Raw genomic sequence first — 22,173 nt, forward strand, 5'->3', positions numbered from 1 at the left:
TAAAAAAAATGAAGAGTAGCATCTCACTAACACATCAAGTATCTGTAGGTTCCATTGTGATTGGTGGAGGAAATCCTATCAGGATTCAATCCATGACTGACACACCAACTGAAGAAACCGAAAAAACAATTAATCAAATAAAGCTTCTTGCTGACGCTGGGTCTGAATTAGTAAGGGTCAGTGTATACAATTCCGAGGCAAGTTTTAGTGTGGTAGAGATAAAAAATAAATTAGTGCAGAGTGGTTATATCGTACCAATAATAGGAGACTTTCATTACAATGGAAACAAAATCCTACAAAGCAACCATGAGTGTGCGGTAGCGTTAGATAAATACAGAATAAATCCTGGAAATGTTGGGAGAGGGTCAAAACATGATGTAAATTTTTTAGAAATAATAGAAGTTGCAAAGAAATTTAAAAAACCGATTAGGATTGGTGTGAATTGGGGTTCGATAGACCAACAATTACTTACTAATCTTATGAATGACAACGCTAAGGATGGAAATCCACTAACATCAGAACAGGTACTTGAAAAGGCGCTAATTCAAAGTGCCCTATTTAGTGCCAATTTTGCAGTAAGTCAAGGACTTCCCCGAGACAAAATTATTGTATCTTGTAAAACAAGTTCGGTTAATTCTTTATTGTCAGTGTATAGATCATTACGCAAACAATGTAGCTACCCATTGCATGTTGGGCTAACTGAAGCTGGTATGGGTACACAAGGAATAGTACAATCAAGTGTCGCTATAGGTATCCTACTTTCGGAAGGGATTGGAGAAACCATACGGGTCTCAGTAACTCCTTCAAGCCAGTCAGACAGAAGCCAAGAAGTTAAAATTGCTCAATTCATTGTTCAATCTCTTGGGAAACGCAACTTTTCACCGAAAGTAGTATCATGTCCTGGTTGTGGTAGAACTTCAAGTAGTTATTTTCAAACTTTAGCCGAACATGTAAATCAATGGCTCAGTTTAAAATTTCCCATAATTAAGGAAACCTATAGCGGTGTCGAAAATCTCACTATTGCTGTAATGGGGTGTGTTGTTAACGGTCCAGGTGAAGGAAAACAAGCTGATATTGGCATAAGTCTACCTGGAAATGGTGAGGATCCAGTCGCCCCTGTCTATATTTTAGGTAAAAAACATTCTACGTTAAAGGGGGATCAAATTGCTGAAGAATTTATTTCAATTGTAGAAAACCACATTCATGAACACTTTCAAAAAAAATAACATGCGCCGAATTTTCAATTGCTATGGCGCGCCCGGAGAGATTCGAACTCCCGACCCCCTAGTTCGTAGCCAGGTACTCTATCCAACTGAGCTACGGGCGCGTATTTCTTACATTATATTTTACTATTACAATTGATATGACAATTGAAATATCTTTATTAATTAAAAAAGCTATCTCTTCAATACAGGAATCGATGTACGTCTCAACTGATACTATCACGCTTTGCATTGCAGCAATTTGTGCGCGAGGTCATATTCTAATTGAGGATACTCCAGGTGTTGGAAAAACTACTTTGGCAAAAATAATTTCGTCGACTTTTTCGTTGGAGACAAAACGAGTGCAATGTACTAATGATTTACTACCGTCAGATGTTCTTGGGTATTACACATTAAACAACACCAATCAAACTCTCACTTTTAAAAAAGGTCCTGTTTTTACAAATATTCTTCTTGTGGATGAAATTAACCGTGCAAGTCCTAGAACCCAGAGTGCTTTATTGGAAGTTATGGAAGAGCGTTGCGTCACAATAGACGGGACTACAAGTAAAATTCCGGAACCATTTATTGTGCTGGCAACACAAAACCCTTCGGAGCATTCAGGTACATTTCAATTACCACAATCTCAACTAGATCGATTTATTTGCCGTCTATCATTAGGATATCCAGACGCGCAAAATGAACTCGGGATACTAAAAGGAGTATTTAATTCCAATATAATACCTCATGCTTTGATTGATTCAACAATTCTAAATAAGATTTATGACGCAACTCAAAAAATCTGCATGTCTGATTCGGTATTACAGTACCTAATTGAGCTTATTACGGCAACAAGAAAAAGTAAAGAATTAATTACTGGTATTTCTCCTCGTGGTGCGTTGCAAATAAAATTAATGGCTCAGGCAATTGCTCTTATTCAAGGAAGAAATTTTGTATTGCCAGATGACATACATACTGTTTTTGTTCCTTGTTGCGAGCATAAAACAAAGTGCGCTGTGCCTGACAAATCAACTATAAGTGTACTTCAAACTATACTCTCCACAACCCCGTTACCGTAGATGATTCGTAGGTTTATAACCTGGCAGCAAAAAATATTTAAAAGGAGAGTCGTAGAAACAGTAGGATATTGCAATCCAACATATTCCAAACTATATATTATCCCAACTCCCATAGGGATAATTTTTGGCATTTTAATCTTTGTCCAGCTGTTAGCGGCGTATAATTATGGAAATAATATTGTTTACGCTTACGCATTTATACATACCTCTTGGTTTCTCTTTGCAATTATTAAAAACTTTACCTGCGGTTTATTTGTAGAGATAGATCCTGTCTTCCCTTATCTTGTGCAAGCTCACTCACCTTTCTGCATTACATTAAAAATACCTAAATTAAAGAGAGAAACCTCACTGGTAATTCTATTAAAGGCAACAGATGAAAATTACCGTCTATATTGCACAACTGCGAAGCAGACTTCTTTGTCAATTAATCTATTTTCAAATCAACGAGGAATTGTTTCTATACCAGAGTTTGTGGTTTCTACTACATCACCATTTGGGTTAACTAAAACGTACTGGTTTTTAAAATGTAAGAATACAATCCCCTGTTACCCCAAACCTATAGGTATCCCATTACATCTACTAATCTCACAGCAAAGTAGAAATATTGAGGGAGTTGAATTTCAATATCATAGAGACTGGATTGAGTCCGATTCTTTATCAAAAATTGATTGGAGAATATACTTTAAAAATAGGAAGAAATTTTCTAAAGTATTTTCAAACTCATCAAACAGCTCAACATTGTTGTTTGATTTTGACTCACTGCACGGTGATACAGAAACTAGATTATCTCAATTATGTTTATGGATAATCGAAGCGAATAAACTTCGAAAAGAATATACAGTACAATTACAGAAAGAATTCTATAGGAGTGGAATTGGTGATATTCATACTAATGAATGTCTAGTTGCACTTTCTCGCTTCAAATTACCATGTTAAATACTACAAATGCTCAATCAATTCAATCACACAAGCATATTGTTTTTATCTTGTTTATTTTCAATTCACTCCCTCAAATTCAACATCATCCTTGGTGGGTTGTGCCAATGCTTGCGCTCTTCTACGTAGTAACACTACGTCTATCGATTACCAATAAAAAACTATCTACATACCTTATATTTGGATTGATTCCTATTGTATTTTTTATTTTTTTATATCAATTAAATAAATCAAATGGCGGGCTTTATTGGGGGAGTTCTTTGCTACTTTCAGCTACTGGATTTAAAATAGCTGAAACCGAAAATCAGAAAGATTTAAAGATAACTTGCTTTCTGTTAATAATGTTAAATCTCACATCTTTATTATACAAAGTTGAGATTATAAATGTAATGTATTCATCAGTTTTACTAATTATTAATTTGGCATTATTTAATTTTACTGAGCAACAATTATTTTCAATCAAAAAATATATTGCTGCATGTAACCAGACTTTGATAATGATAGTAATCATGTTACCACTAACAATCGTCCTGTTTGTTTTTTATCCTAGATATAGTTCTGGGTATTCAAATCAAACACCTGAAGATAAAAATATTTCTGTTAGTGGTCTACCTGAAGTAATGGATATGAATTCTATAGAGTCCTTGACGCTTTCTAATGAAATACAGTTTATTGCTAAAATCGAACCAGAAATTGTGCGTGAAGATCTTTACTTTAGAGCAAAATCTTTAGGTATGTATAAAAATAATTCATGGAATGAGATCTACCAACAAACCCTCTCAACTAGTGAGTTTTTAAAGTGGAGAACACCCCAAAAGCAGCAAGAAACCTATCAAATAAAGACGTTATATCGACAGCCAATTAAAAGATGGTATTACACGTTAGAGCGTGTTGTATCAATCTCAGGAAATTATCAACCTCTCAGTAGCGGAGATCTGTTATCTAATGAAATAACTGGAATTAAATTTAATACCAGTGAATCAACAATAGACGGAAACTTACCAGATCAATTAACTCAATATGAGCAATTTCAGTATACCTACATTGATAGGTCGCAAAATCCAAAAACATTTCAACTAGGAAACGAGCTAAAACAAAACACCACACTTGATACTATAAAACAAATAAATATGTTTTTTAAAGATGCTAATTTACAATACACACTATCACCCGGAAAATCTCCCCAAAATTCTTCAGATTATTTTCTATTTATAAACAAAAAAGGATTTTGTGAGCATTTTGCTAGCTCGTATGCATTATTACTTAGAGCATCGGGAGTACCGAGCAGAATTGTGCTAGGTTTTCTTGGTGGAGAATGGGATTCATATAGCAAAGGCTATGTGATTAGAAATAAACACGCACATGCATGGGTAGAGGCATATTCTTACGAAACCGAAGAATGGTTAAGAGTTGATCCTACAACCTTAGTTGTCGCGTCTGAAACAATACAATCGTTATTTCAAAAGAAGAGTGACGCAGACTCAGTGCAAGAAATTATGTTTTCCATGTTTCAATCAATAGATTTTTGGTGGAACGAAAACATTGTTGGATACACAGGAACAAAAAGTGACGACGGCTTACAAGAAAGCGCATCACATGTTTTAGGGTTTAAACCATTGTATGGATGGTTGCTACTTGGTTTATTATTATTAGTATTTTTTATTCAAGAGATAACAAATTACTTTAAGAATAAGAATAATTATAACCAGATTTTAAAAAATAAATGGGGAAATTTTTTAGTTATTCTTAGAGGTCAGGGATTTGATTTTTATCCTCATGAAACTGAAGAAAATATAAAAATCAGGGTAATCAATCAACATTCGAAAGATCGAAGACATATAAAAAAAATAGTTCGATATATAAATCTATTCCAGAAAATAAAATATTTTACAAGATTCAAGAACAAATCAAAACTACTTGATCTGCGATTAAAAATTATTAAAAAATCTTAATGGGCTTGCTTTGTCCAATCGTAATTTTCAACATCGACACCATCTAAATGCATTTCCCATAGTGGAGACATTTCACGTAGTCGCTGTACTGATTCTTTAATTTTAGTAATAACAAAATTGATTTCATCCTCAGTTGTGTATTTTCCTACAGCAATGCGTAATGATGAGTGTGCTAATTCATCAGATAAGCCAAGAGCACGAAGCACGTACGATGGCTCAAGAGAAGCTGAAGTGCAAGCAGATCCAGAGGACACAGCGATCCCTTGTAATGACATCAATAGTGACTCACCTTCTACATATGAAAAACTAATATTTAGGTGTCCGGGTAATCTATGTGCTCTAGATCCATTAACGCTTACTTCGGGAATTTTTAGCAATTCCTTTTCTAAAATATCTCGCAATCGTGAAATTCTCAATGCTTCTGAATTCATGATTTCTTTTGCTATCTCACAAGCTTTACCTAAGCCGACTATTTGATGCGTAGGCAAAGTTCCCGAGCGAATACCAAATTCATGGCCTCCTCCATGCATTTGAGATATAAGTCTGACTTTAGGCTTTCTACGCACATATAGAATTCCAATACCTTTTGGGCCATAGATTTTATGTCCAGATAGGCTCAACAGGTCTATGTTTTGATCATCTACAGAGATTGGGATCTTTCCAGCACTCTGCGAAGCGTCAACATGATAGATGATACCTTTTTGCCTACATATTTCACCTATTTTTTTTATATCTTGAATCACGCCAGTTTCATTATTGGCGTGCATAATTGATACGATTGTTGTATCAGGTCTTAAAGATTGATTAAATGCTTCAAAGTCTAATAATCCGTCTGAATTTGGAGTTAAATAGGTAGCATCCCATCCTCTTCGTTCCATCTCCCGAACCGTATCAAGAACTGCTTTATGTTCGGTTTTCATGGTAACAATATGTTTCCCTTTATTTACATTAAACTCAGCAACTCCTTTGATAGCAATATTATTAGATTCCGTTGCGCCAGAAGTAAAAATTATCTCTCTCGATGAGCACCCAAGAAGATCTGCAACTTGCGCTCTTGCACACTCAACTGCCTCTTCTGCTTTCCAGCCAAAAGAGTGCGTTCGGGAGGCAGGATTACCAAAATTACCATCTATGGTGAGGCATCCAAACATTAATTTAGCAACCTCTGGATCGACAGGTGTGGTTGCAGCGTAATCTAAGTATATTTTTCTCGTCTCGTCCATAGTCTATTTATCCTTTAAGTTTTTATGCATAAGTTAGTGATTAGTACCATTATATTGTAAAATGAAATGCTTTTAATACCGCATGTATAAATATATCAGATTTTTTGACACCATCACATTACAGGATATCCCTGTAGTAGGTGGGAAAAATGCCTCTCTCGGTGAGCTATACACAAACCTAACAAAAAAAAATGTTAAAGTCCCTTATGGATTTGCCATAACTGCAGATGCGTATCGAGAGTATATAAGTAAAAATAAGGTAGATGCTGTAATTCAAGAAGAGCTTTCAAAAATAAATATCCAAGATTATGAAAGTTTGAACGAAGGTGCTGGAAGAATACGAGCTGGTATTCAATATGGTGAAATGCCTGAAGCAATTCAGGAAGAAATTTATGAGGCTTACACTTCACTGAACTATGCAGATGGGAGTTACTCAGAAGTTGCAGTTCGTAGTTCAGCAACTGCAGAAGATTTGCCTCACGCATCTTTTGCAGGTCAGCAAGATACCTATCTCAATATACGAGGTAGGAGAAATCTTGTAAGTTGTTGTAAACAAGTTTTTGCATCATTATTTACTGATCGAGCAATATCGTACAGAGCCCATCATCAATTTGATCACAAACAAGTTGCCTTATCCATTGTTGTTCAAAAAATGGTACGCTCTGATTTGGCCTGTTCAGGTGTTATGTTTACAATCGATACAGAGAGCGGTTTTGATCAGGTGATTTATATTACTGCTGGATATGGGCTAGGTGAAAATATTGTTCAAGGGGCGATTAATCCTGATGAATATTATGCATTTAAACCTGCAATAAAAAATAATCGGCAAAACCCCATACTAAAAAAGCAACTTGGGACTAAGCAACTTAGAATGATCTATACTCAAGAGCACACCGCTGGACATTCTACAAAAAATGTTACAGTACATCCACATGAACAAAATGAATTTGCTTTACAAGATAATGAAATTGTACTACTTGCTCAATATGGATTAGCGATTGAGGAACATTATTCAATTATGCACGGTAAAAAAATCGCAATGGATATCGAATGGGCGAAAGATGGGATTGATGGGCAACTTTACGTTGTGCAAGCTCGCCCAGAAACAGTAAAATCCAGGCAATCTAAACAATTTTATCAAAAATTTACACTTGCCTCTCACGGTGAAGTCTTAACTGAAGGTAAAAGTGTGGGGGAAAAAATTGCTAGCGGAAACACAAGATTAATCTTATCTATTGAAGATATGGATCAATTACAACAAGGAGAAATTTTAGTAACTGATATAACAGACCCAGACTGGGAACCAGTCTTAAAAAGAGCAGCTGGGATTATCACTAACAGAGGTGGTAGGACCTGTCACGCAGCAATTATTGCTAGAGAATTAGGTATCCCAGCAATTGTGGGTTGTAACAATGCCACTAGTCTATTACAAGATACGACTCCTGTAACTATATCATGTGCAGAGGGAGATACCGGGCGTGTCTATAAAGGAATAATTCCGTTTTCAGTTGAAAATTTTGATTTATCAACATTATCAAAAACAAAAACCAAACTCATGGTCAATATTGGAAATCCGCAAATTGCAATGCAAATATCACAGCTTCCAGTAGACGGGGTAGGTTTGGCACGACTAGAATTTATAATCACAAACTCTATAAGAGTTCACCCAAAAGCGCTAATAGAATTTGACTCTTTGGATGAATATACAAAATATAGAATTGAGAAAATTACATCTGGATATAGTAATCCAAAAGACTTCTATATTGAGAAATTAACTGAAGGGATTAGTACAATTGCCGCGGCGTTCTACCCTAGACCAACAATTGTTCGTTTAAGTGATTTCAAATCAAATGAATACGCATCGCTCGTCGGTGGCGATAGATACGAACCAAAAGAAGAAAATCCTATGCTAGGTTTTAGAGGGGCCTCAAGGTATTATTCAGATCAGTTTATTCAATGCTTTGAATTAGAATGTGAAGCAATTAGAAGAGCGAGGACTGCGGTTGGTTTAGAAAATATTATCCCGATGATTCCATTTGCACGAACTGTTGAGGAGTGTTCAAAAGTAATTTCATTAATGGAAAAATTCGGACTTAAAAGAGGAAAAGACGCATTAGAAATTTATTTAATGTGTGAACTTCCATCTAACGCAATTCTTGCAGATAGATTTTTAGAACTCGTAGATGGGTTTTCAATTGGAAGTAATGATTTAACTCAGTTGACACTAGGTGTTGATCGAGATTCAGGTTTGCTGCGCGGGTTTGATGAGAGAGATGAGGCAGTTAAAACACTCGTCTCTATGGCTATTAAATCATGTTTGAAAAACAAAAAGTATATCGGTATTTGTGGTCAAGCCCCTTCTGATTATCCTGAATTTACTACATTCTTAGTAGAGAATAATATAACTTCTATTTCACTTAATCCTGACAGTGTGTTCACGATGAAAAAATTAATTAACTCGCTTGAGTTATCCAAAAATAAACAAAATGACTGATTCAAAAGATCGTATCATAAAATCTCAAGGGGTTGTAATTGATGCGTTGCCAAACGCAACGTTTAGAGTGAAGCTTGATAATGGTCACACAATCATTTGCAATATTTCAGGAAAAATGAGAAAGCACTACATCAGAATCCTTAGAGGAGATCGTGTAGAAGTTGAGTTAAGTATGTACGATTTATCTAAAGGTAGAATAACTTTCAGAGCTAAGTAGTAGTTTCAAGCTCACGAGGAATTTTTATCGAGCAACGATCGCCAAAACCTGAATATAAAATAGTAATTATGTTCTGTTCCAAATTACCTTTGCCATTGTACGATAAAAGAAAGTCAGCTAATGGCTCACTAATGCAAGATTCAATAAATTTATCTATTGGGCGCGAACCTGCACGGGCCTCGATTACTTTTTCTAAAATACATTTAATTACCGAAGCGTCAATTAAAAATTTATAATTCTTTTTAACGACTCGATTTAAATAGTTATTAATATTGATTTTAATTATTTTTTCCAGCTCTTGATTTCCTAAAGATTGAAACACAATCAATTCGTCTAACCTACCAAGAAATTCTGGTGGGAATAGTTTTGTAACTGATTTTCTATCGAATGACTGAGTGATATTTTGAGTGTTGGACGAAAAACCAATTTCATTTGCATTAAGATCAAAACCAAGATTAGAGGTAAAGACAATTAGGCAGTTTTTAAAACTTATCTCACGGCCCATTTGATCGGAAAGCACGCCCCTGTCCATTATTTGTAAAAATAATTGGTGCACCGCAGGAGTAGATTTTTCAATTTCATCCAATAGAATAATTGAATGAGGCTTGCGCGCAATTACTTCTGTAATTTGACCTCCTTGATCAAAACCGACATAACCAGGTGGGGATCCAATTAGTCTTGAAACTGAATGCTGTTCGCTAAATTCAGACATATCGAAACGTACAAAATTCATGGATAATTTTTCAGCCAATTTTCTACAAAGCATAGTCTTACCCACACCTGTTGGCCCAAGAAATATACATTGATAAATTGGTTTCTCCGGATCACGAAGACCAGCGTAATATCGTTTTAACGCACTAGTTACCTTGGTAATTGCCTCCTGCTGTCCAATAATTTCATTATTTAATTCATTTACTATCAATTCTATTTTATTCAAATGTGGAGCTGTCAATGAATGCTTAGGGATATTTGTGATAGAAGCGACATGCTCCTCAACCATGTCGAGTGTTATCGGAAATGGAAGAGGTTCATTTTTAATTGATTTTCTAAACTTGGAACCTATTTCATCAAGTATATCAATTGCCTTATCGGGCAATTTTCTATCACCGATGTATCGTACAGAAAGCGCTATCGCTAAGCGAATTACCTCATCGCTAAAAATTACAGAATGGAAATTTGATAATTCTTTTGTAATTCCTTTAATTATTTCCAATGATTCATCAACGGTCGGTTCTTTGATATCAACTTTACTAAATCTTCTTACTAGGGCAGAATCCTTTTCAAATATAGTTCGATATTCGACATACGTTGTCGCCCCAATACATCTGAAAGATCCAGAAGTCAGGAAAGGTTTTAGCATATTTGCAACATCGAGCGTGTTACCAGTAGTAGAGCCAGTTCCTATAATAGTATGAATTTCATCAATAAATAAAATTGGGTTTTTCTTTTCATTCAAAAAAGTCATAATTTCAACCATTTTTTTTTCAAAATCACCCCGATACTTAGTGCCAGCCACTAACGATCCGATCTGTAAAGAATAAACAGTGCTATTATTCAAAATCGGCATTGCCTTGTTTTGTGTAATTAAGTGCACTAACCCGTGAACTAAGGTGGTTTTACCCACTCCTGCATCACCTACTAGAATTGGATTATTTTTGTGTTTTCTGCCTAAGATGGTTGTAAGACGATCAAGTTCATAAACTCTACCCACCAGTGGAGGTAGCTTATTATTAAGTGCAAGAGTATTAAGATTAACTAAAACTGAGTCGATTGTAGATTGTTCTTGTTTAGATTTTTTTTCTTCAAGAACATGAAAGACAACATTTTTACGAACAGATGAGGCTTTTGGTTGAGTTGGAAAAGTAAGCACTTCTTCAAGTTGTAAAGATAAAAAATATTTAAGGAGTTGGGCTTTTCCTAACTTGTATTTTTGCATCAACGCTGAAGCAAATGTATCTTTCTCATCATGGAGAATAATTAAAAAAAACAAACTGTCGTAGTCTTGTTTGTTAGTTGTCTGCGAGTATTCAATTACCCGTTGAAGTATACGATGGGTAACGTTAGTTGGAACAGGGGTTTTTAGTAATTCACTGGATGGTGAATCTAAGTGTTTAGGTACATTGGACTCAAGATAAGACTTTAATTCAATTTTACACAGAGAAATTTTTATTTTTTTTTGAGTACAAAAATCCTTCACTGCCTTTACTTGAAGCAAGGCGAGAAGCAGATGTTCTGGAGTTAGTACCGAATGTTTAGATTTCTGAGCATAGTCAATTACTATCAGGATATTTTTTTCTATTTCCCTGTTTAATCTATTCATAATACCTAACTATTTTGAAAAGATTGCTACATCGAGGTGATAATTTGATCACCAAAAGCCTTTGTGCCTAGTAGTTCTGCTTGATCCATCAAACGATGAAAATCATATGTAACTTTTTTCTTAATTACCGCCCCTTCTAGTCCTTTTAGCACTAAATCGGCAGCCTCATTCCAACCCAAATATCTAAGCATCATTTCTCCAGATAAAATGATTGAACCTGGATTAGCTTTATCTTGTTTTGCGTAGCGAGGTGCTGTACCATGAGTCGCTTCAAATACCGCAGAATAATCACCTATATTAGCCCCTGGAGCGATTCCAATCCCACCAACCTGAGCTGCTAGTGAGTCAGACAAATAATCTCCATTTAAATTCATTGTCGCTACAACAGAAAACTCATTTGCTCTAAGCATCGATTGTTGGAAAAAATTATCTGCTATAAAGTCTTTTACGACAATTTCCTTTCCATTGATAGGGTTTTTTATAGAGTACCAAGTGCCATCTTCGAATTGTTTTGCACCGAATTCTCTAATCGCTAACTGATATCCCCAATCTCGGAAACCGCCTTCAGTGAATTTCATTATATTCCCTTTATGAACAAGTGTAACCGAAGGTAAGTCAAAATCAATAGCATATTGAATCGCCATCTTAATTAATCTCTCACTTCCCTCTCTAGAAATAGGCTTGATACCAATACTAGAGGTGTTGGGAAACCTTATTGTGGTAACATGCATTTCATTGATTAAAAAATTAACTATTTTTTTTGCTTCAGGTGATTCTGCTTTCCATTCAATTCCTGAATAGATATCTTCCGTGTTTTCTCTAAAAATTACCATATTGACATCCTCAGGTTTTTTTACAGGAGATGGCACACCAGTAAAATACCTAACTGGTCTGACACAGGCATATAAGTCCATTTTTTGACGAATTGCAACATTTAATGAACGAATACCTCCACCAACTGGAGTGCCAAGTGGTCCTTTGATTGAGACCCCAATCTCTCGCATTGCATCTAGAGATTCTTCAGGGCAAAATTGCTCCGCACCATACATTTGGATCGCTTGATCTCCTAAATAAATTGGGACCCAACAAAGACGTTTCTTATCGCCATAGGCTTTTAAAACAGCTTGATTTAGCACTGCTTTCATGACAGGTGATACATCAAAACCAATACCATCACCCTCAATATATCCAATAAATGGAAAATCAGGCACAATTGGCTTTGCATTGTTAAAAGTTATAAAAGAACCTTGATCTGGAAATTTGACATGTTTGTATTTCATATATAAGCCTACTATTTTATTCTTTTTATCATACCATAATTAAATGTATTTTATGAATGAATTAGCAGCTATAGTAAGTGGAATCGAATCCATCTGGGCATCGCCATGATTTTGGCACTTTGACTTGTTGCAATCTATGTTTTTTATATAACCTCATTAAATTATTCGTGTGAAAAAAACCATCAGGGGTATGGACGCGCTGAAGAGATTCATCAGTCAAAGCATCTTCTACTGGCAACCACACAGCAAAATCTCTATAAATACTTGCTCCCTTTACGATATCTATAGTCAAACTGTTGCTAGGAAACGCTTCCCAACGATTAAAGATTTTAGCAATAATTAAGGTATGAGGACTTTCAGGTAATTTTGGAAATTTTAAATTACGAAAATCTGATGTATTAACACCTAAAGACATTAGATAGGAAAAAATTGAACTATTACAACTATCTACAAAGGCTGTTTGGGATTTATCTTTACCGAAACATAGACTTTTACCTGGCTTTATAGAAGAAAAAAGTTGCATGGGATCATTGCTATTTCCCCTTATACGGTAGTTAGTTGAAACTACTGAAGTGCTAAATCGTAACTCAACCTCTACACCTAACCTCCAGATATTACTGTCTGGAAAATTAAAAAAATAATCACGATTAAAAGCACCCCAACGCTCAGTGCCATCTACATTCAAACCAAATATAGCACCGGTTCCCCATTTAGGCTTCGGGCTACCACCACTAATAGTGGGGGGTAGAACATCGATATCAATTCCATGGTACTCAATACCAATTACTGGATGCACTGGATTAGCTGTTCCAATAATATTGTACTTTCCAATATTACGCTCAGGATCAAAAAATGCGAAGTTGGTGAAAAGATATTCACGCGAAATCCATATAGGTGAGTCCTCACCAGCTACTGTAGACTTATTTTTACTATAGGTGTATATTTGATTTAAGAAAGGAATATTAAAATATAAATTGCTAATAATTCTAAATTCATTTCCATTTTTAAATATATATCTATTCATATCATTGACCACTGCTTGCTCAGAAGCAAATTTACTGCTTCTGAGCATATTTGAAGTGAGTTTTAGCTCACCATTATTAACGCTCACAAGATCAGAAGTCGGCACTCCGTAAAAACCCTGGGCGTTATTCCAAAAACCCCAAATAATAGAATTTAATCTATTTGTGCTAAAATCATCGGCCATAATTTTAAAATACTCTTTTGAGGTAGTAGGTGTTACAGTTAAATCGGTAAATAATTTTCTAGTGGCTGCGGGAATTGTAATTTCTTTCACACCTCGATAGATTGGTTCATAACCACATCCCGGTGATGAGTCATTGCAAGCACTATCATATTTAATATACACACAAACTTTAATCTTGCGTGTTACTGGTGGAAAAGCCACAAAGGCAGCTTTATTATCATTAGAATAAGTAAGAGAAACATAATAATCATTTCTACCAAAATAAAGCCAGCGAGAATCAGAACTATACCAATCAACGGAAGTATTTGGTCCACCGCCTTGAACCGAAGGAACAAAAATATCAGATGTGTTATTAGTAATTATTGGAAATGAATTTAAAAGATTATCCGCAATAGCTTTTGCTTGTGGTGATGCGGATCCATCTGAAGAGGAAATTTCATCAGGCATACATTTAAAAGTTGAGTGCTCTTTAATTGAATCAGTTATATTACTACAAGCATTGCCAATACCATCTTTTTCCATATCAGCTTGATCATGATTAAATACACTAGGACAGTTATCTTGATTATTTGGTACACCATCATTATCATCATCGGATATCTGATCTGATCGTTCACATCCAATCCCTAGCGGATCAGAACTTAATGATGAAATAAAGCCAACTCTACTAAAGGGACATCGGTCAGTTTGAGCTAATTTTCTATTGTCGTAATAACGCAATTCTCCCGAACCAGTATACGATGTTACCTCTGAGCAATGCGCATCAATTAACCCATCATTATCGATGTCACAATCAACTGAATTTAAAACACCATCACCATCATAGTCACCAGAAGTTTGAAACTTTAATATGGACTTTTTTCCTTCTGGAATATACAAACTAGGTGGATTTAATTCGCAAGTATCGCCTATGCCATTTAAATTTTTATCATTTTGATTAGAATGAATAAATAGTAAACCATATACACTATTACTTTGTGAGACGGCAGGACAATTGTCAAGAAAATCTGGAACTCCATCGTGATCGCTATCAAGGTCTTCGGTATTATCTCTACAGCCATTTTGGTTTCTGTCATTCTGTAAATTGCTTGACCAATTTGTAAGCCCTGAGGGGCATTGATCGGAAGCATTTACTATACCATCACCATCGCTATCGACTACAGCTGGGGTATTTAAATTTACTGCAGAATTACTTAAAACCCTGCTTGCGCTTTCGTCTGAGGGGTGAGATAAAGTTTCATTTATGGGCGGTTGCACTAAAGCAAAACCTTGGTTATTTTCACTATTTGTTTTAAATTTATTTAGAAAGGCACGTTGTGTATCAATAAAGTTAGGCGTAACAGTTTCCTCCGCAAACTTGCCAATAAGCTCATAATTATTAGCGGGGTTAATTTCCTGTCTTGATAGATTAGGTTTGTTGTGTAAAGCAGTGCTTTTATGGGCGGCAAAATCAGTCTGCTTTGAAATGGTCATTAAACCCTTGCCTTTGTTTAATGTAAATACGATAATTATGGTAATTTGCACTAGCAGTAATACTAAAAAGAATGCTACAACGTTCTTCATATTTATTATTATATATGAAGAACGTTAGCTGAAATTGAGGTGCGGGGTAGCAATTAAGATCAACTATTGTAAAATGCCATGTAATATCTAACACCATGTACTATAGAAGAGAAATTGATGGGCTTCGAGCAATTGCAATAATCCCTGTTATCCTTTTTCACACAGGCAACTCATTTTTTACTGGCGGGTATCTTGGGGTGGATATTTTTTTTGTCATAAGTGGATATTTGATAACTTCTATAATTTATCAAGAAATGCAGCAATCTACATTTAGCTTCAAATCATTCTACATGCGTAGAGTGAGGAGAATTTTACCAGCATTATACTTTTTATTGTTTGTTTTGTTTCTTATTGTGCCATTTTTCTTATTTCCTGAAGATTACTCAAGAGCTGTATTTGTTGGCTTTAGCTCAATATTTTTTCTATCAAATGTTTTTCTGGCAAATCATAGTGGGTATTTTGATCAAGATGCGATACATAACCCTCTAGTACACACCTGGAGTCTTTCAATTGAAGAGCAGTTTTATTTTTCATTTCCATTGATCTTATTTGTAACAGTAATCTTTGGTAGAAGATTACGTATCAAGAATATAGAGATATGGCTACTGGTATTGCTCTTTATTTTAATATTGTTAGGGATTTATATTGCACAATTGCATTCTATTTCTGATCCAATAGTAAACTACTATCGCTTTACATCACGATATTGGGAACTGTTAGCAGGATCGTTTTGCGCAATCTGTGTAAACCATGCTTTCTTAGAGTGTAAAAATCGTTGGTGGAATGAAATAATTTCTGGGATTAGTATCACTACAATTATACTATCAATTGCATTTTTTTCAGAAGAATCTAACGTACCGTCAGTGAAACTAATTATTCCAATATTAGCTAGTTGTCTCCTTATATTGTATACCTATCAGAATAAAAGCTTCGTCTCAATGATTTTACAATCAAGGTTGCTAGTTGGGATTGGTTTATTGAGTTACAGTTTATACTTATGGCACCAACCTGTTTTTGTCATTACACATACCCTCTTTGGTAACTGGAGCACGCTAACTATCATTGTTGCTTTTATTGCAATTAGTATGCTTTCAATTATCTCGTATTATTTCGTTGAGAAACCATTTAGAAATAAAAATACTATTAGCAATAAAACATTGCTACTTATAATATCAAGTAGCACGATACTACTGATCGCATGGAGTGTTATGGTTTACTATACAAAAGGTTTAGAATTTATAATGGCTGAAATACCCTTTGAAAAAGATGCCCGAAAAAGTTATCTTATCTACAAAGAAAACCTAGTTGATCCAACCCCAACACAAGATTCACCGTGTATGATTGCGGTAGAACGACCACTTGAGCTTCCTGATAGCGCGTTAGCTAGCTGTTTTAATAAATGGGGCACTGCGATAATTATTATTGGCGATTCTCATGGGTATAATTTATATGACATTTTTTTAAAACATAGCACTCATAGGTTCGTCATATCATTTGCACAAGGTGGTTGTCGCCCAGCTCAAAAAGATTCCAATTCTAAAAAAAAATGTGCGAATTCAGAAATTGCTAAATTTATACTCGATCAAGCAACGCAGATTAAAAATGTTTACTACATTCAAGCAGGTTTAGATTTATTCACCTTACTAACCAAAAACCAAAGAAGATTATTATTCAATAATGATGATGTGATTCATGACATTCAAGATAGTAAAATCTCTGCAGTACTTTCATATTTACAGTTATTTTCTCATAAGGTACCGACTATATGGATTGGTCCATGGGTAGATCCATTTATAAAACCTCACACTCTTTCAGGTTTTAAGGCTATGCAGAATAAAAATTTTGCAATTTCTGATCATATAATTTCCCATTACAAAAGACTAGATGCAAAAATAATTGATAGGGTAACTAACCTAAGGGAAAAAACTGTATGGTACTTGTCTATCATCGAATTAATTCTGCCTTTTGGAATTGCTTCACAACAATGCTCTTACTTTATTGACGAAGATCACCTCAGTCCTTGTGGAACTAGAATGCTTGGCAAGGCTATTTACAATAGCCTTGATGAGTTTTCACGAGTTGTTAAAAAATAATAGCAACATTTAAAATTGGTGCCGGTAAAAGGACTTGAACCTCCAACCGCTCGCTTACAAAGCGAATGCTCTACCAATTGAGCTATACCGGCGTCGATCACTATTATACCAATTTACTCATTTTCACATGAAGTCCACTGAACTGTTTGAGGTGTAACAATTTCTTCTATCTGTTTTGCAAGGGTAGAGTCTTTTGCTACAACAGTTGAAGATATGGATAGTTCCGGCACTACCGTGTCGAGAGGCACTGTATTAAAATCAAATTGAGGGTACCTTTTTTTTAATTTAACAGCAATATTTTCTGCGGTATTTTTCTTTTTATATACTCCAACCGAAACTGAACTCTGATATTTAGAATCTACAATAATATAAAATTCTTTAAAATTAAGTCTATTTAATTCTTTTGCAATAGTCTGTGCTTTTAAAATTGATTTTTCAGTAGGTATAATTACTCTGTAAAAGTTTTTTTCAATTAACTTACTGTATGAACTTAACCGAATCGAATCTTTGAATGTCATAAGTTCCTGTAGCGCCCGATCACGATCTTTAACCGTTGGAAATGGTATTTGCGCACATAATATTGTTGTATCTATTGCTAGCTGTTGAGTAGAGGGGGGTACAGGGATTGTTTCAGATAATTCTGGAACAGTTAACGTTTGATTAGTTGACAGCGTAAGTTCATTGTTATTTTTAAGGTCTGATAAAGTATTTAACTGATGTAGAGGTTCAATACCGTAATTATCAAAATTATGTTTTGGTCTATATGTTTCTAAATATAGAAAAAGTAATAATACCATATTTGCAATAGATAAAAAAAGCACAATGATTCTACTCATAATGGGTTCGTAACATTTTTTGCATAGTATCAAAGATTAAAAAAGGCTGAACAACATGATCACAGGAAAGTTGGGTAGAGAGTTGGTACGAATAACCCCCGTAGAGAACTATACTTGGCGTTTTTTTAAAATACGCACAGGCTTGTGCGATTGCGCCAAGTAATGAAATAGCAGTCCCTGCTTTCGCTGACATTGTTGTATTTGTGGCTGGAAAACAATAAGATAAATTATTAGAAGGTAAAGCCCCTACGTGTAATTTACTAGAAACAGTTTGCAATGTTTCATAAGGACTTAGTAGTAACGCGCCCCCTGTGTGGACACCTTGTTCTATACAATCAAAAGTGGTTATTGTGCCACATCCAATTAAAAGAACATCTGTTGACTGTGTAAATTTTTGAAGGGTAGATTCTATTGCCACTGCCCTATCGACTCCATAACTAGCACAATCTGGATATGCGATTTTCATTTTCATCATTTTTTTAATTTGAAAATCTTGAACAGGATGAATAAGATGGCGATTTAATAACTCAATTGAAAATTTTTGGTGACTGGAAGTTTTTTTACATGTTGAAATAGCATAACACCCACTAGAATTCATAAGTAAGGTATTTATTACGGATACAATAGTTTGAAATTCCCCTGCATGAAATTTAGAGCCTTGATAAAAATACCGATCAGATTGATCACGCTGTTCATAAAATCTCCATTTGAGCATGCTTGAACCTATATCTAAGAGTAAGTTCATGTTACCCGTATCCAATTATGCAATTTATTTGTATTCTTAATCTTAAGCTGAAATGACCCCTTTTGATTTGAGGCAACTAGACCAATTTGGTCCAAAGATTTAGAAATATTTATAACACCTCTGGATTGTGTGAGTTTTTGTATCAATCGTGCAGTAGTTAAGTCAAAAAAATTCGTGATATGATCATAAATTTCAGTTTCATTAATCTGCGATTTATGTATTGCCAAGTGTTTAATAAACTGATCTAGCGAAGATTTATCAAAACATTCACGAACATGGGTGTCTAGACAAAACGCCACAACCATGCCGCTTAAATAATACGAAGAGTCGTATAGCACAGATAAGGAATGGGGGTGGTAATAACGAATCCAACTATCAAAACTTGCTTCAGATGGCGACTGCCAAGAAAGTGCCTTGCAGTCAGAGTATTTTTTCAACTCCTTTGCAAATAATATTAGAAAGCGATCCTTTGAAATCACTCCAGCTCTCACCAAAACCAATATATCGTAGTAATGTGTAAACCCTTCAAAAAACCATAAATTAGTTGTGGGAATGGGTGAGATAAGTGAAGTAGTGTTTGTTTTGTAATTGGTAACTCGTTTAACTATCCATGCGTGAATATATTCATGGGCAAATAATGAAAGTACAGAGGTTGTAATGCTTGCTCGGGGGTTATAGAATTTACTTTCAAACGCTTTGCTTGGTAGTTGAATTGAGGCACATGCGCTGTGCTCTAAACCACCATGTCCGGTATCTGTAATAAAAATAATAAACGCATAGTGTGGAAAAGGAACGCAGCCAAACTGTCTCATTACGGTTTGGCAAATATTATTAATTTGTTTAATAAAATGCTTACGTAAAACAACATTTCCACATACGACAAACTGGTGTTTGACTGAATTAACCTGACTTTGATAATATTTTAGCTCACCAACCACAATTGGATTATCTATTAACGTTTGATAATTAATGGACTCAAAGGTGCCAAATCCATTCGACTTACTTTGAGTACAAGGTAGTGTCGTAAATAATGATTTTTTTTTCTCAAAAACACTTTCTTTGACAGATTGTGGACTGATTTGTATCACGCAACGATGCTGGTGCATACCTTCAGGAAGTAAGCAACAAGCCGCTAACTCTAATAAAGCCCGTTTTGCATCAAGAAATAGCCCTCTATATGACTGATCATTTGCTAATAAAGTATATTCGATTCTTATTCTAGAAGGTGTCCCTCGAACTACCCAACAGTGTAAATCTAATTTCTCGATACCTAGTGGTTTATTATACTCATCATCAAAAGCGTTTATTGAAAGCATCTTACTACTAAAATTTCTCATGGTATAACTTCCTGGTGTCCAAGCAGGTAGTTGGATTACTACTGGCTGAGTTCCAGAAATTGGATTAAAAATGAGTTGGCAGGCTATTTGTTGCTTAGAAAAATCGAACTTCTTAATTGTGTAGAAAAGCATAGTAATTTAACAGTATTATAGTATCATGTCAAACATGATTGAAGCACAATTATTGAGAAAGGTTTCTATAAGCTGCTACAGGATTTTTTATTTTACCATCCTCTCTAGGGAAGAGTTACTTTGGCAACCAGGTCAATTTATACAATGTATTTTTATAGAAAATGGAGTCGAAATTAAAAGACCATACTCATTCGCACATGATCCCAGTAGCCGAGAACTTGAACTTCACACAGTATATATTGCTGGTGGGACAATGAGTGAAAAATTGGAACAGCTTCAATGTGGGGAAACATTATTACTTAGCAAAGATTCATACGGATATTTAACTGTATCTGAAATTGCGAATAACAAAACTGTACTTTGGTTTGTGGCAACTACAACAGGAGTTGCACCGTTCATTTCAATGCTGCGCAGTGGTCTCTTATCAACGTTTAGCAATGTATTGCTGTACTACTCTGGAAAAACGATTGAGAGTTTAATGTATCATAATGAGTTAAGCCAGGCACAGAATCAATTTGCTTGGTTTAATTATCAGCCAATTACAACCTCAGAGCAACCTCGAGTACAATTTTATCTGAAAGAAAAATTGAAAAACTATACAAATAAATTAGAGCAACTCCATGTTATGTTTTGTGGCAATCCCCAGATGATACATGATTGTCTTCAATTGGGCAATGAGCTTGGGTTAACTAGACACCGAAGAAAGATTCCTGGAAATATTACTTTTGAACGATACTGGGTAAGTACACATTCCTAGTAACTTGGATCAAATTCTTTATCCTTGAAGGTTCGTAACCAATAAAAAACTTCATGTGTTTTGTATAATTTTTTTTTCGCATATGACTGGCAAAATGAAATTACTAAATCAGTATGGCATTGCATAAAAAGATTGTATTTGATTTCATGGCCTACCGTTGTAGGCAGAGTAGGTAGTTGATTATTCCGAAGTGATTCAACTGATTTTCTGTAAACTGCTCTAGCATTGCTAGGATCTATAATCAAACTAAATAAAACATTAGCATAGGTGTATTCATGTGCTGGAAAAATTAAAGTGTCTGCATCTAGTGATGCAATAGTTTGAATTGAGTTGAACAGATCACTATGCGTGCCATCAAACACCCTCCCACACCCTGAAGCAAATAAAGTGTCCCCACAAAAAAATAATTTTTCATTTGCAAAATGAAACCCAATATGCTTAGCAGTATGCCCAGGTAGAGAGAACACGGTACAGTTGGTTTTTAAACAGGTAAGGTAAATAGGGCTATCAGGACTTACTGCAATATACGGAAAAAGATAGGCAGGATGAGTTGAGGCGTAGACAACACAATCAGGAAAGCGTTGTACTATCTCTTGAACACCCCCAATATGATCTCCATGATGGTGGGTGATAAGAATGGATTCTGGAATTAGTTGATTTTGGTTTAACCACGCAACCGTGCTCTTTGCGCAGCCTGGATCAACAAGCACTACAAAATTACTTTGAATTGTTGAGGTTATTGCCCAAATATAATTATCTTCAAAAGCTGTAATAGGCTTTACGATTAGGCTCATTCGTCT

16 protein-coding genes and 2 tRNA genes are annotated in these 22,173 nt (G+C 35.1%); 8 read left to right on the plus strand and 10 right to left on the minus strand.

Annotation, left to right across the window (positions count from 1 at the left end):
* Positions 1-8: 8 nt before the first annotated feature.
* Complete coding sequence (gene ispG, locus QM538_00980; GenBank protein ID MDI9347066.1) at positions 9-1,226, plus strand: flavodoxin-dependent (E)-4-hydroxy-3-methylbut-2-enyl-diphosphate synthase; 1,218 nt, start codon at positions 9-11, stop codon at positions 1,224-1,226.
* A 24-nt stretch (positions 1,227-1,250) separates the two neighbouring features.
* On the opposite strand, the gene QM538_00985 is transcribed toward ispG, so the two are convergent.
* A tRNA-Arg gene (locus tag QM538_00985) sits at positions 1,251-1,327 on the minus strand.
* A 36-nt stretch (positions 1,328-1,363) separates the two neighbouring features.
* Between QM538_00985 and QM538_00990 the strand changes: the two genes are divergently transcribed.
* From QM538_00990 to QM538_01000, 3 genes are read left to right on the plus strand one after another with little or no spacing between them, the layout of a single operon-like run.
* Positions 1,364-2,281 (plus strand): MoxR family ATPase, encoded by a 918-nt coding sequence (locus QM538_00990; protein ID MDI9347067.1) that lies wholly within the window; start codon positions 1,364-1,366, stop codon positions 2,279-2,281.
* On the plus strand, positions 2,282-3,217 hold the full coding sequence (locus tag QM538_00995; protein MDI9347068.1) for a hypothetical protein: 936 nt from the start codon (positions 2,282-2,284) through the stop codon (positions 3,215-3,217).
* Positions 3,211-5,169 (plus strand): DUF3488 and transglutaminase-like domain-containing protein, encoded by a 1,959-nt coding sequence (locus QM538_01000; protein ID MDI9347069.1) that lies wholly within the window; start codon positions 3,211-3,213, stop codon positions 5,167-5,169. The genes QM538_00995 and QM538_01000 overlap by 7 nt, the downstream gene beginning before the upstream one ends.
* Here QM538_01000 and QM538_01005 read toward each other — a convergent pair.
* Positions 5,166-6,392 carry an IscS subfamily cysteine desulfurase gene (locus QM538_01005; protein ID MDI9347070.1) on the minus strand — a complete coding sequence of 409 codons (1,227 nt, stop codon included), beginning with the start codon at positions 6,390-6,392 and terminating at the stop codon, positions 5,166-5,168. The genes QM538_01000 and QM538_01005 overlap by 4 nt on opposite strands.
* A gap of 82 nt (positions 6,393-6,474) precedes the next feature.
* On the opposite strand from QM538_01005, the gene ppsA reads away from it, so the two are divergent.
* Together ppsA and infA are read left to right on the plus strand one after the other, a co-directional pair.
* Positions 6,475-8,886: a phosphoenolpyruvate synthase gene (gene ppsA, locus QM538_01010; GenBank protein ID MDI9347071.1), complete on the plus strand. Its 2,412-nt coding sequence runs from the start codon at positions 6,475-6,477 to the stop codon at positions 8,884-8,886.
* Entirely contained in the window at positions 8,879-9,103 is a 225-nt protein-coding gene (gene infA, locus QM538_01015; GenBank protein MDI9347072.1) for a translation initiation factor IF-1, read from the plus strand. Before ppsA ends, infA begins: the two co-directional genes overlap by 8 nt.
* On the opposite strand, the gene QM538_01020 is transcribed toward infA, so the two are convergent.
* From QM538_01020 to QM538_01030, 3 genes are all read right to left on the minus strand, one after another.
* Positions 9,096-11,423, minus strand: a complete 2,328-nt coding sequence (locus QM538_01020; protein MDI9347073.1) for an AAA family ATPase — start codon at positions 11,421-11,423, stop codon at positions 9,096-9,098. The genes infA and QM538_01020 overlap by 8 nt on opposite strands.
* 26 nt (positions 11,424-11,449) lie before the next feature.
* Positions 11,450-12,703 carry an NADP-dependent isocitrate dehydrogenase gene (icd, locus tag QM538_01025; protein ID MDI9347074.1) on the minus strand — a complete coding sequence of 418 codons (1,254 nt, stop codon included), beginning with the start codon at positions 12,701-12,703 and terminating at the stop codon, positions 11,450-11,452.
* Between the two features lie 61 nt (positions 12,704-12,764).
* On the minus strand, positions 12,765-15,473 hold the full coding sequence (locus tag QM538_01030) for a thrombospondin type 3 repeat-containing protein (protein MDI9347075.1): 2,709 nt from the start codon (positions 15,471-15,473) through the stop codon (positions 12,765-12,767).
* Between the two features lie 95 nt (positions 15,474-15,568).
* Here QM538_01030 and QM538_01035 point away from each other — a divergent pair, with 95 nt between their 5' ends.
* Positions 15,569-17,566 (plus strand): acyltransferase family protein, encoded by a 1,998-nt coding sequence (locus QM538_01035; protein ID MDI9347076.1) that lies wholly within the window; start codon positions 15,569-15,571, stop codon positions 17,564-17,566.
* Positions 17,567-17,582: 16 nt separating this feature from the next.
* Here QM538_01035 and QM538_01040 read toward each other — a convergent pair.
* The 4 genes from QM538_01040 to QM538_01055 all read right to left on the minus strand — a co-directional run bounded on the left by QM538_01040 (position 17,583) and on the right by QM538_01055 (position 20,616).
* Positions 17,583-17,658, minus strand: a tRNA-Thr gene (locus tag QM538_01040).
* A gap of 21 nt (positions 17,659-17,679) precedes the next feature.
* The gene (locus tag QM538_01045; protein ID MDI9347077.1) at positions 17,680-18,402 is read right to left on the minus strand and encodes a hypothetical protein; all 723 of its coding nucleotides are present in this window, start codon (positions 18,400-18,402) and stop codon (positions 17,680-17,682) included.
* Positions 18,395-19,147: a type III pantothenate kinase gene (locus QM538_01050; GenBank protein ID MDI9347078.1), complete on the minus strand. Its 753-nt coding sequence runs from the start codon at positions 19,145-19,147 to the stop codon at positions 18,395-18,397. Before QM538_01050 ends, QM538_01045 begins: the two co-directional genes overlap by 8 nt.
* Positions 19,144-20,616 (minus strand): hypothetical protein, encoded by a 1,473-nt coding sequence (locus QM538_01055; protein MDI9347079.1) that lies wholly within the window; start codon positions 20,614-20,616, stop codon positions 19,144-19,146. The genes QM538_01050 and QM538_01055 overlap by 4 nt, the downstream gene beginning before the upstream one ends.
* A gap of 25 nt (positions 20,617-20,641) precedes the next feature.
* Between QM538_01055 and QM538_01060 the strand changes: the two genes are divergently transcribed.
* On the plus strand, positions 20,642-21,373 hold the full coding sequence (locus QM538_01060) for an FAD-binding oxidoreductase (protein MDI9347080.1): 732 nt from the start codon (positions 20,642-20,644) through the stop codon (positions 21,371-21,373).
* On the opposite strand, the gene gloB is transcribed toward QM538_01060, so the two are convergent.
* On the minus strand, positions 21,370-22,167 hold the full coding sequence (gene gloB / locus QM538_01065; GenBank protein MDI9347081.1) for a hydroxyacylglutathione hydrolase: 798 nt from the start codon (positions 22,165-22,167) through the stop codon (positions 21,370-21,372). The genes QM538_01060 and gloB overlap by 4 nt on opposite strands.
* Between the last annotated feature and the right edge of the window lie 6 nt (positions 22,168-22,173).

It is taken from the genome of Candidatus Methylacidiphilales bacterium, from assembly GCA_030054035.1.
In the GTDB taxonomy this organism is placed as follows: domain Bacteria; phylum Pseudomonadota; class Gammaproteobacteria; order JASGCS01; family JASGCS01; genus JASGCS01.